This window comes from Flavobacterium aquidurense, from assembly GCF_002217195.1.
In the GTDB taxonomy this organism is placed as follows: domain Bacteria; phylum Bacteroidota; class Bacteroidia; order Flavobacteriales; family Flavobacteriaceae; genus Flavobacterium; species Flavobacterium frigidimaris.
In genome coordinates this window covers 131,270-144,069 of sequence record NZ_MUGR01000003.1, presented here as the reverse complement: position 1 = coordinate 144,069, position 12,800 = coordinate 131,270, and the positions used below count along the sequence as shown (strand labels likewise).

Genomic DNA, 12,800 nt, shown 5'->3' with positions numbered 1-12,800 from the left:
GATTATCATAACATTTATTCAGATAATGAATTTTGTTTGTTAAATGATCACAGAAATAAAACATAGGTGTTTAAATTATCTGTAATTATGGAATTTCATTTTTAGCAAAAGAGAATCAATTTATTTTTAATCAAATTTTAGAAAAGTCAAAAAATAAAATATTTATTGAGAAAGAACCGTCTTAATAAAAAAGGGAAATTAAAAACGACAACACAAACCATTGCATAAAATATTTATTTTTTAATCATAAAAAAGCCAGCGAATGCTGGAAACATTGCTGGCTGGTTCCTCTAAAAGGAACAATGATTAGGAAATAGATAACAGACCTTTAACAAAGTTATTATTAACCAAACCATTACAAAAGTATGAAATTATTGCCTAAAAGTAAACCTAAAAATTGTAGGCTTACTCCTAAACACGTAAAAGTTATAAAACTGACATCTGCGTTGCTTTTAGTTTTTACCATGCAGTTAGCTTCTGCAAAAACAGAAAAAAGTACCGTATTTACAGATAAAAATGTAAAAAGAAATGCTCTTGTTCAAAAGAAAATTACCGGAACAGTTACCAATGAAAAAGGAGAAGCTTTACCGGGTGTAAACATTGTTGCCAAAGGGACTAACTTTAGCGCTCAAACTGATTTTGACGGAAAATTTTCTATTGAAGTACCGGATAATGCCACTACTCTGATCGTTTCTTATATTGGACTTCAGGAACAGGAAGTAGCTATTGGTACTGCGCCACTTAATATTGTCCTAAAAGAAATAGGACAACAAATGAATGAGGTTATTGTAGTAGGATATGGTTCTCAAAACCGAAGAACTTTAAGTACTGCCGTTTCTAAACTGGACAAAAAAGTATTAGAAAATGTACCTTATTCAAACGTAACACAATCTTTGCAGGGTAACGTAACCGGTTTGGTGGTAAAAACATCATCTGGTCAACCCGGAAAAGCTTCAAACATTTTGGTTCGTGGAGGTACTTCTATCGATAATCCTGCAGGTGCTACACCTTTATATATAGTCGATGGTGTTATTCGTACGCAGATTGATGATATCAACTCTTTTGATATTGCGTCGCTTCAGGTGCTTAAAGATGCTGCTGCGACTTCTATCTACGGAGCCCGTGCATCAAACGGTGTAATTATCATTACCACCAATACAGGTAAATCAGGTAAAATGAAAGTGACATATAACGTCTCTACTCAAAGTAGCCGAATTGGCAAAAAATACGATTTCATGGACGGTGGGGATTATATCAAATTTCAACGCCAGGGTATTTATAACGCCGCAGAACTTGCCGGACTTTCTACCACTACAGGTATCGCAAGACTGGGTCAGTTAACCGGCGCAACTCCTGCCGGTACAGGAAACAACCTTCAAAATAATACGCCGTTTGCTACTTTATTAAAATCAAATTTAACGCCGGATACTATTGGTCAATTACAGGCAAAGGGATGGCAGGAACTACAGGATCCGTTAAATCCTAACAGTACTATTATGTACAAAAGCACGGATTGGAATGACATATTATTTCAAAGTGCTCTTACACAAAGTCATAACCTTGGTATCAGCGGAGGAAACGATACAGGAGTTTTTGATTTGAGTTTAGGTTATCTAAAAGGTGATGGTATTACGATCTTCACAGGTTATCAAAGATTTACAGGAAAATTAAATGCTTCCTTAAAAGTTGCAGACAACTTTACCGTAAATGGCCGTGTATTATTTTCTAAATCAAGCAACAATCAGGTAGTAGCAAATAGCGTAGTTTTCAACCGCTATTTAGGAAACTCCCCTACTACAAAATTATATCTTGAAGACGGAACACTGGCTCCGGGTCAGAACAATATTAACGGAAATCCATTGTATCAAATGGGGAAAGTGAAAGGGATCAACGAAAATAACAAGTTGCAGATGGGCGTAGATGGTGAATTAAAACTAGCCAAAGATTTTACCTTCACTCCTTCTCTTTCTCTTTACAGTGAAAACGAAAATGACAACACTTTTCAACAGGCGTTCTTAAGCGGAAGCAGTGGTTTGGTAGACAATACGCGTACAGCAACAAGACTGAGCAATCAAATTTCACAAGTACAATACGAGGGAGTTTTTGCCTATAAAAAAGCATGGGATAATATTGGTGATTTTGATGCTAAATTAGGAGCTTCTAAATACGACAGAACGATAAAATCTTTCAACGCATCAGGAAAAGGAAGCCCGTCAGATTTGGCGCAGACCTTAGACTCTTCTCCAATCCCGGTTTCTGTTTACAGCAACAACACCAAATTGGTTTTAAACAGTGTTTTCGGGCGTTTAAATTACGATTACAAAAACAGGTATTTTGCTACGGCGTCTTTCCGTTATGATGGTTCATCAAGTTTAGGACCTGACAACAGATACGGTTTCTTTCCGGGGATTTCTGCGGGATGGAACATACAGGAAGAAAAATTCTGGGAAACTGCAATGCCAAAATTTGTTTCTTCGCTTAAACTTCGCGGAAGTTATGGTGTAAATGGTAACTTAGGAACTTTAGGTGATTTCCAGGCTGGCGGATTATATTCCGGTTCAACCAATGGTTTGCCTAATAGTTACAACGGACAATCGGCAATTATCAACTCACAAATTGCCAATCCGGGATTAAAATGGGAACAATCTGAAACTGTAAATGGTGGTTTCGATTTAGGTTTCAACGAAGACAGAATCAGAATTATTGGAGATTTCTATAACAAACTAACGTCTGATTTATTAACGAATCTGACTTTACCATCAAACAGTGGTTTCTCTACAGTTTTAACGAATCTTGGAGGATTAAGAAGTAAAGGTTTCGAATTAGAAGTACAAGCCAATATTTACAACAAAAATGACTGGAAAATTAATATTGGGGCAAACGTTTCTCATAACACCAACACGATTGAAAAACTTCCATCTAATGGAAATTTAAATAACAGAATTGGCGGAACAGAGATTTTCGATCAAAAAAGTGGTACTTATCAATACGTCGGAGGTTTACAGGAAGGACAAAAAATTGGAAATTTCTATGCACACAACCAATTGTACATTCTTTCTACTCAGGCAGAAGCAGATGCCTACAACCTGAAAGTTCACGATACTTATGTAACCAAAACGGCTGCAAATGGTGGGAATCCTGAAGGTAAAAAATTCGCCGGAGATGCTGTATTCGAAGACACGGATAACAATGGTGTCATCGACAGCAGAGACAGAAAATATATGGGAAATATGTTCCCAACATTCGTAGGAGGATTCAATTTTGATACCTCATACAAAGGATTCTCTTTAACGGTACGAACAGATTATTCATTAGGAGCTACAATTTACAACGAAGCAAGAGCACGTTTCTTAGGTCAGTTTCAGGGTAACTACGGATTATTGGCAGAAAGTGCACAATCATGGCAAAAAGAAGGAGACATTACAGATGTACCTCGTTACCGTTGGGCAGATCAAACGAACCAAAACAACTTGTTCAGATCAGAAGCCAGTGGAGCTGCTTACAACACGAATATGTTTCAAGGAAACAGCCGTTATTACGAAAGTGGAGATTATTTATGTATCAGAGAAATTACATTCGCCTATACGTTTCCAAAAAACTGGGTTGAAAAAGCCAGGTTAACCTCACTTCGTATGTATGTAACGGGAAGCAACTTATACTACTTCACAAAATACAAAGGATTAAGCCCTGAAGTACAAGGTATCGACGGAGGATCAAGTTTAGGATTAAGTGCAGCAGGATCTACAGGTACATATCCTGTTCCCAGAAATATTATCCTTGGTTTAAATATCAGTTTGTAAATTTTAATAATAAAATCATGAAAAAGAAATTTCTTCTATACACACTACTTTTCACTACGCTGTCTTTCTTCAACTCCTGTCAGGACGATTTAGAGCTAACATCTGATAGTGTTATTACATCTGATAGTTTTTGGAAAACAGAAGATGACGCCAAAGCTGGTGTAAACGGAATGTATGTGAACTTTAGAATCCAGACCCAACAGAATTATTATTTATTGGGAGGAGCAAGAAGTGCCGAAATAACAGGCGGAGTTCAGTCTCCATTGACTTTAGCCAACTATTACAACAACCTGCTTACGCCGCAAAATATCGACGTAGACTGGGCGGGTTTATATACCGTAATTCACTCGGCAAACTTAGTTCTAAAGTATGTTCCTAAAATTCAGTTCAGTCCAACGACTGTAAACGAGCAAAAAAGATATATTGCACAAGCGTATTCGATGCGTGCTTTATGTTATTTTATCATGGCGCGTTCCTGGGGAGGTGTACCAATTGTAACAGATCCAACTGAAAACACCAATCAGTCGCAATACATTATTCCGCGTAACAGTATCGAAGAAACCTTTACTTTTATCAAAAAAGATATTGATGCAGCGATTGCCAGTTTCCCAGATGCTACAAACAATAAAACGCAATTATCGCTTCCGTCAATTTATGCTCTAAAAGCCGATGTCAATTTATGGACAGCCAAACAATTGGGTGGAGGAACAGCAGATTTAAACACCGCTTTAATTGCTATTGATGCAATCGGAACTCCAACTTTATTGCCTAACTTTAAAGATGTTTTTGCGTACGATAAAAAAGGAAATGCTGAGGTAGTTTTTGCCGTACGTTATTCATTGGCAGATTTACCATCAAATTTATTAGACAACTGGAATCAGTTTATGTTTGTGGGGCCAAGTGATTTTGCACCATTATCCTCTGCAACGGCAACGGCAACTTTTGGAACATTAGGAACAGGTGCCGGTAATGCCGGAATCTCAAGAGTGCAGCCTGATATTACAAGATTCAACTTTGCTGCGACAGATACCAGAAAAGCTGCAACTTACCTGACTTTATACAACGGACCAGTTCCTGTAGTAACAGGTATGGTAAAATACAACGGAACGGTTGACGGAACACTGAGACGATTTGTAAGCGATATTATCATTTACCGTTGGGCAGATATTTTATTGATGAAAGCCGAAATCAAAAATGCTTTAGGACAAGATCCAAGTACCGAAATGAATCTGGTTATGAAAAGAGCAGACATTACGGCTTCTTTCACCAATGATTCTCCGGCAAATAATGACAATGTAATTTTAAATGAACGCTTAAAAGAATTGGCTTTTGAAGGAAAAGCGTGGTGGGATTTGGTACGTTTCAATAAAACAAGCTTAGTGCCATCGATGACAGCAGGAAAAGAAGTTTTGTTTCCGATCTCTCAGAACACAATCAATTTCAATCCAAAAATTGTTCAAAATCCGCTTAGTAAATAAGTACAATTAAAAAATTAGACTGGGAATTTCCAAGTTCTCAGTCTAATTATAAAATACACAAACAACAAAAAAACACACCCATGAAAATTGAACATTTACAAGGTCTTATTTCTGCTCCTTTCACCCCTTTTGACAGCAACGGAAAATTAGACGTAAGCCTGATTCCGCCTTATTATGCATTTCTAAAAAGAAACGGAATCACCGGAGCTTTTATCAACGGATCAACCGGAGAAGGAGTTTCGATCACTTTAGAAGAGAAAAAAGCCGTAGCGCAAGCCTGGGCAGACTGCTCAAACCATGATGCCGATTTTAAAGTAATGGTTTTCCTTGGGGGAACTTGTCTGGCAGATTGTATTGATCTTGCCCAACATGCTTACGAAATTGGATTGTATGCTGTTTCTTTAACCGGAGCATTTTATTTCAAACCAAACAATGTGGATACACTTGCTGAAATCTGTATTAAAGTAGGAGAAAGCGTTCCCAATATGCCCTTTTATTATTATCACATTCCGGTATTGACAGGCGTAAATGTAGCAATGTACGATTTGGTTAGGGCTTTAGATAATAAACTTCCAAACTTTGCCGGAGTAAAATACACACACGAAGATTTTATGGATTTCCAAAGTTGCATGAGTTACGAAAACGGAAAATTTGATATGCTTTGGGGACGTGACGAAAACATGTTATCAGCTTTGGTTCTTGGTGCAAAAGGTGCGGTTGGAAGTACTTTCAATTATGCGGCTCCGTTGTATTATGATCTGATTGATGCTTTCAACAATAATGATTTGGTCACAGCGCGTAAGCTTCAGCAAAAATCAATTGATATGATTCGTTTCTTAGGAAAATATGGCGGAATCTCCGTTGGGAAAGCGTATATGAAATTAGTGGGTCATAATTTAGGAGAGTTTAGACTGCCGGTAAAAAACATGAGCGCCGAGCAATTTGAATTATTCAAAAAAGATGTTGCAGGTTTAGATTTCGATACTTTCAAATCCAAATAAATCCGTTCGTTTTCTCTAAAACAAACCCATATGAATAATTCTTTTTTTCCTTTAATCCTTACTATTTTTATTATGTCCGCAACTGTTGGTTTTTCGCAAAAAACAAAAATTACAAATATCGAATGGAAAAAAGCAGCCCAACTGCAAAATGCTGACGGAAGTCTTTCATTGGGTTTTGCCGGTCCGATAAACGGAGTAAGCAATGCTGTTTTGATTGTTGCCGGAGGCGCTAATTTTCAGGACAAAATGCCTTGGGAAGGAGGAAAAAAGCATTATTCAGATGAAATTCATGTTTTAGAAAAAACGGGAGATGATTTTCATTGGAACAAAAAAGTGGCAACTACATTACCGCAACCTATTGCATATCCCGGAAATACAAGCACAAATAAAGGAATCGTTTATGTAGGCGGAGAAAATGAAAACGGACTTTCGAACAAAGCCTATATCCTAAATTGGAATGCCGATAAAAATGAAGTGGAAACAAAATCATTACCGGATTTTCCGTTAGCGATTACCAACATGGCACTTACACATTCAGGGAATATTCTTTACGCGATTGGCGGAGACGAGGCAAAACAATCCTCTGATTTAGTTTTTAGTATTGATTTGAATGCCGAAAAACCGGAATGGAAATCGTTGACCAAACTGCCTTTTGCTTTAGCGAATTCAGTTGCAGTAATTCAAAATAATACAATTTATGTTATCGGCGGAAGAACCAAAACACCTTCAGGAATAAGTGATTTGCGCAACACCACTTTGGCTTTCGATCTGAAAAAACAAACCTGGGAAACAAAAGCCAATATCTCTGACGGAAAAGAAACGACTAATTTTTCAGCAGGCGCCGGAGTTGCCGTAGGAAAAGAATCTATTTTAATTCTTGGCGGAGATAACGGAACGACTTTTCATAAAATAGAAACCTTTTTGTCCCAAATCGCAAAAGCTGCATCTGAAGAAGAAAAATCAAAACTTATCGCCGAAAAAAATACTTTAAACACAACACACAAAGGTTTTTACAACGCTATTTTACTGTACAACACACACACAAATAAATGGTCAAAAATTGGCGAATTGCCTTTTCTGGCTCAGGTCACCACAACGGCTACCATCTGGAATGATAAAATAGTTTTATCGAATGGAGAAATAAAACCCGGAATCCGTACACCGGATGTTATGTTGGGAACTATTAAATAAAAGATTAAACACGAATTACACAAATTATCACAAATTAAAATCTTAATAATCTTTTTATCCCGATAGCTATTGGGAGTGGCAAAAAACAGAAAAAAAAACTGCCAAATCTGCCAAATCTGCGAGCAAAAAAATTAAGCGCAGAGAAACAAAAAATCAAAATAGAATCTGTTTCAATCCGCGTTAATCTGCGTGCAAAAAATGAGACACAGAGAAAAAAATTAAACACAAATTACACTAATTACCACCAATTAAAATCATAACAATCTTTTTAATCAGTGGCAAAAAAATTTAAACGCATATCAAAATATGAAAAACTCTAAATATTATCCCTGGTTAGTCGTAGCCTTACTCTGGATTGTAGCGTTGCTTAACTATATGGACAGACAAATGCTGGCGACCATGAGACCTTCTATGGAAGCCGACATTCCTGAACTGGTATCGGGCGAGAATTTTGGACGTTTAATGGCTATTTTCCTTTGGATTTATGCTTTAATGAGCCCAATTTCCGGTATTATTGCCGACAAATTAAACCGAAAATGGTTGATTATTGGCAGTTTATTTGTTTGGTCTGCGGTTACATATGCGATGGGATATGCCACCAACTACAACCAGATTTACTGGTTACGTGCCATTATGGGCGTGAGTGAAGCCTTGTATATTCCTGCAGGTTTATCTTTAATCGCCGATTATCATCAGCAAAAAACCAGATCACTTGCCATTGGTATTCACATGACGGGACTTTATGTAGGTTCAGCTTTAGGAGGTTTCGGCGCTACAATTGCAGCCCGATTTTCATGGCATACTACTTTTCATCATTTTGGAATTATCGGAATTGTGTATTCGATTGTGTTGGTTTTCTTTTTATACGAGAAAAAAGTGGCTGCCAAAGTTTTTGATCCTGAGTTTAATAAAACCCACGAAAAAGATTCCCTTTTCAAAGGTCTGGCGCTATTGTTTACCAATATTTCATTTTGGGTGATTTTATTTTATTTCGCCATCATCAGTTTACCGGGTTGGGCAACAAAAAACTGGCTTCCTACCCTATTCTCGGACAACTTAAATATTTCAATGGATCAGGCCGGGCCTATAGCCACTATTACAATCTCGTTCTCGTCTTTGATAGGCGTTATTTTCGGAGGGATTTTATCTGATAAATGGGTTCAGAAAAATATAAAAGGAAGAGTATATACCAGTGCCATCGGACTGAGTTTAACGATTCCCGCATTAATGCTGATTGGTTTTGGGCATTCCTTATTTCATGTGGTTGGAGCTGTTTTATGTTTTGGTATCGGATACGGAATGTTCGATGCCAATAATATGCCCATTATCTGTCAGTTTGTTTCGTCTAAACACCGGGCAACTGCTTACGGAGTCCTCAATATGACAGGTGTTGGCTGCGGAGCGTTAGTTACTTCTCTCTTGGGAAAATCAGCAGATTCAGGAACTTTAGGTTTCGGTTTCGCTTTAATGGCCGGAGTTGTATTGCTTGCTTTAATCGTTCAAATTAGTTTTCTACGTCCCAAAGTCAATGATTTTGCAGATGCGTAATACATAAAGTTCATCCCCTTTTTTACAGTTTTTAAGTGTTAGTTGGTTTTTGAAGTTTTTATAAGCCAGGGCGAAGCTATGCCTTTGCCCAGCTTATAAATTGAGTCTTTTTTTAATAATAGTTCTAAGAAAAATGAGAACAAAAAATCGAAATATTTTTATCATCATGCTCTTCATTTCAACGGTTTTAAATCTTGAAATGATGGCGCAGACTCCAATAAAAATTGCCTGTATCGGCGATTCGGTTACGGCAGGTTATCTTTTAGCCCATCCGCAAACAGAATCGTACCCTTCGCAGCTTCAAATTTTGATGGGAAGTCAATATGAAATCAAAAATTTTGGACATAGCGGCGCAACACTTTTAAAGAAAGGAAGTACGCCTTATTTTAAAACCGAAAAATCTGCCGAAGCTATCGCCTATCGTCCGGATATTGCGATTATTCATTTGGGATTAAATGATACGGATCCCAGAAACTGGCCCAACTACAGAGAAGATTTTGATGCCGATTATGCCTGGCTGATCGATACTTTAAAAACACAAAATCCGAAAGTAAAAATTTTCATTTGCAGAATGACGCCGATCTTCAATGAACATCCGCGTTTTAAATCAGGAACAAGAGATTGGTTCTGGCAGATTCAGGAACACATTCAGGAAATTGCAAAAGCGAATCATGTGCAACTGATTGATCTTCATGAAAAACTAGACAATCGTCCTGATCTTTTCCCCGATGCATTACATCCCACAAAAGAAGGTGCAGCAATTCTGGCACAAACCGTTTACAGCAACATTACACAAGATTTTGGCGGATTAAAATTATCCCCGGTTTTCACTGATAATATGGTATTGCAAAGAAACCAGCCAATCGTAATTTACGGAACTGCAAATGGCGGTGAAAAAGTAGCAATTACTTTTAACAATCATAAAGAAGTTGCCACTACAAACGAATACGGAAAGTGGAAAGCCATTTTTCCAGCAATGAAATCCGGCGGAGCACATCAGATTACTATTGCATTAAAAGAAAAAAATATCGTTTTAAAAAATATTATGATTGGCGATGTCTGGTTTTGTTCCGGACAATCGAATATGGCATTCCCGCTTCAGAAATCAGAAAACGGAAGGACTGAGGTTAAAAAAGCCATCAACAATACCAGTCTTCGTTTATTCAATTTTGAAGCCATTGCCGAAACCGATGAAAAAGCCTGGGATTCGATTACTTTAGAAAAAACGAATCGATTAGCATTCTTCTCCGGAAAATGGAAAATCAGTGATTCTATAAGTGCCAAAGATTTCTCGGCTATAGCCTATTACTTCGGACAAAATATAACACGCGAAGAAAATGTCCCGATTGGTTTAATACAAGTTGCCGTTGGCGGATCTCCCATAGAATCCTGGATCGACCGCTATACTTTAGAACACGATGATAAAGTAGTCGATGAACTAACCAACTGGCGAAAATCAGATTTTATAATGCCGTGGGTCAGATCCCGAACCGATGAAAATCTAAAAAATGCTAAAAACCCAAAACAACGGCATCCGTACGGACCTAGTTACAATTACGAAGCCGGAGTAACGCATTTTACCGATTTCCCTATAAAAGGAATTATTTGGTATCAGGGCGAAAGCAACGCACACAACATCGAATTATACGAACATTTAATGCCTGTTCTGGTTGGTAGCTGGCGCAAAGCCTGGGGAACTTCCCTGCCCTTTTATTATGTTCAATTGTCAGGAACAGATCGTCCGACCTGGCCGTCCTTCAGAGATGCACAAAATAAGTTACAGAAAATAATTCCAAATAGCAGCATGGCAATTAGCTCAGATTATGGAGATTCGACAAATGTTCATCCGATAAGGAAAAAACAAATTGGAGATCGTCTGGCGCTTTTGGCCTTAAAATATACTTACGGAAAAAATAGCGCCGCAAACGGACCATCGGCACAAAAAGCAACACAAAAAGGAGATGCTATTATAGTTTCTTTTTCGAATGCCAAACAGTTGTCGACAGCCCATAACAAAGATTTAATTGGTTTTGAATTGGTCACCGAAAAGGGAATCCGGATCGAAAGCAAAGCGACTATTATCAAAAATGAAGTTTCCATAAATATTCCGAAAGGCGAAAAGATAAAAACGGTTTTATATGCCTGGAAACCTTATACGACAGCCAATCTGGTTAATGAAGCGAATTTGCCTTGTTCGACTTTTCAATTGGATTTAGATAGAGAAAGATGAAAGAAGCAAGATGTAAGATGTGAGATGTGAGAGGCAAGATTTGAGATGTAAGAAGGAAGAAATAAAATCTGTTTATCCCGATAGCTATTGGGAGTGACAAAAAAATGAAACACATAGAAACATAGACTTCAATCTAAAAAAAAGAGAATTAAAGAAAATACATTTTTTCACATAGACCTATGAGATTTATTTTGAGTGAAACGCCTTTCCAAGCTTTATAAACTATGTCTCTATGTGTTTAAAAATCATACACAACAAATAAAAAATCAACACTTAGAAAATATAAAACACTAAGTCTAAAAACATATATAAAATGAGTTATTCTAATACTGATCTAATACGACTAAAAGATTTTTATCAGCACCAATTATTACAGGATACGGTACCATTTTGGTTTCCACAATCTATCGACATCGTTCATGGCGGTTATTTGTTAATGCGCGGACAAAATGGCGATTTAATCGATGATGATAAATCGGTTTGGTTTCAGGGGCGAACTGCCTGGTTATTGTCAACACTTTACAATACTGTAGAACACAAACAAGAATGGCTGGACGGTGCCAAATCAGGAATAGATTTTATCAATCAGCATTGTTTTGATACGGATGGAAGAATGTTTTTTCACGTCACACGCGAAGGGAACCCTATTCGTAAACGCCGTTATTATTTTTCTGAAACCTTTGCCGTGATTGCGATGAGCGCTTACGCGAAAGCCAGCGGAGACGAAAAAATTGCAGAACAGGCACGCCATTTATTTGGAGAATGCATCAAATATTCGAGTACTCCGGGATTATTAGAACCCAAATATACCGGAGAACGTCCATCGAAAGGAATCGGATCGCCAATGATTATGATCAATACGGCACAACAAGTCAGAGAAACAATCGGAGATCCGCGTTGTGATGAATGGATCACCAAATGGATTGCCGAAATCGAAAATGATTTTGTAAAACACGACATCAAATGTGTCATGGAACAAGTCGCTCCGGACGGCTCCATCATCGATCATATTGATGGCAGAACATTAAATCCGGGTCACGCTATCGAAGGTGCGTGGTTTATTTTGCATGAAGCAAAACATCGAAATAATGATCCGCATTTAATCGAATTGGGCTGTAAAATGCTGGATTATATGTGGGAACGCGGCTGGGACAAAGAACATGGCGGCATTTTATATTTTTGTGATGTTTACGGTAAACCGGTTCAGGAATACTGGCAGGACATGAAGTTCTGGTGGCCGCATAACGAAGTGATTATTGCCACATTACTGGCCTACACAATGACTGGCGATGAAAAATATGCAAAATGGCATAAAATGATTCATGATTATGCCTACAGTAAATTTCATGATAAAGAAAACGGAGAATGGTTTGGCTATTTACACAGAGACGGAACTGTGGCGCAAACAGCTAAAGGAAATCTTTACAAAGGACCTTTTCATTTACCGCGTCAGGAATGGTATTGTACACAAATATTAAACGAATTTCTTGAGAAAACAAATTAAAAATCTGTTGAATATAATTTTTAAACACATAGAAACATAGTTTTCGAA

7 protein-coding genes are annotated in these 12,800 nt (G+C 37.6%); all 7 read left to right on the top strand.

The annotated features are described in order from the left end of the window. Positions 1 to 365: 365 nt before the first annotated feature. Positions 366 to 3,800, top strand: coding sequence for a SusC/RagA family TonB-linked outer membrane protein (locus B0A67_RS02550; RefSeq protein WP_084074593.1), 3,435 nt, complete (start codon positions 366 to 368; stop codon positions 3,798 to 3,800). 17 nt (positions 3,801 to 3,817) lie between these two features. Next, entirely contained in the window at positions 3,818 to 5,278 is a 1,461-nt protein-coding gene (locus tag B0A67_RS02545; RefSeq protein WP_072962443.1) for a RagB/SusD family nutrient uptake outer membrane protein, read from the top strand. Between the two features lie 80 nt (positions 5,279 to 5,358). Further along, entirely contained in the window at positions 5,359 to 6,279 is a 921-nt protein-coding gene (locus B0A67_RS02540) for a dihydrodipicolinate synthase family protein (protein WP_072962440.1), read from the top strand. 30 nt (positions 6,280 to 6,309) lie between these two features. After that, a complete protein-coding gene (locus tag B0A67_RS02535) occupies positions 6,310 to 7,470 on the top strand; it encodes a Kelch repeat-containing protein (RefSeq protein WP_072962436.1) in 1,161 nt (386 codons plus the stop codon). Between the two features lie 306 nt (positions 7,471 to 7,776). Next, the gene (locus B0A67_RS02530) at positions 7,777 to 9,018 is read left to right on the top strand and encodes an MFS transporter (RefSeq protein WP_072962432.1); all 1,242 of its coding nucleotides are present in this window, start codon (positions 7,777 to 7,779) and stop codon (positions 9,016 to 9,018) included. 133 nt (positions 9,019 to 9,151) lie between these two features. Beyond that, positions 9,152 to 11,248 (top strand): GDSL-type esterase/lipase family protein, encoded by a 2,097-nt coding sequence (locus B0A67_RS02525; RefSeq protein ID WP_072962428.1) that lies wholly within the window; start codon positions 9,152 to 9,154, stop codon positions 11,246 to 11,248. Between the two features lie 313 nt (positions 11,249 to 11,561). Then, positions 11,562 to 12,752 (top strand): AGE family epimerase/isomerase, encoded by a 1,191-nt coding sequence (locus B0A67_RS02520; RefSeq protein WP_072962425.1) that lies wholly within the window; start codon positions 11,562 to 11,564, stop codon positions 12,750 to 12,752. Positions 12,753 to 12,800 lie beyond the last annotated feature (48 nt).

Coding starts and splice junctions, on each gene's coding strand:
- B0A67_RS02520 (WP_072962425.1), top strand. CDS start 11,562: ATGAGTTATTCTAATACTGATCTAATACGACTAAAAGATTTTTATCAG.
- B0A67_RS02545 (WP_072962443.1), top strand. CDS start 3,818: ATGAAAAAGAAATTTCTTCTATACACACTACTTTTCACTACGCTGTCT.
- B0A67_RS02535 (WP_072962436.1), top strand. CDS start 6,310: ATGAATAATTCTTTTTTTCCTTTAATCCTTACTATTTTTATTATGTCC.
- B0A67_RS02540 (WP_072962440.1), top strand. CDS start 5,359: ATGAAAATTGAACATTTACAAGGTCTTATTTCTGCTCCTTTCACCCCT.
- B0A67_RS02525 (WP_072962428.1), top strand. CDS start 9,152: ATGAGAACAAAAAATCGAAATATTTTTATCATCATGCTCTTCATTTCA.
- B0A67_RS02530 (WP_072962432.1), top strand. CDS start 7,777: ATGAAAAACTCTAAATATTATCCCTGGTTAGTCGTAGCCTTACTCTGG.
- B0A67_RS02550 (WP_084074593.1), top strand. CDS start 366: ATGAAATTATTGCCTAAAAGTAAACCTAAAAATTGTAGGCTTACTCCT.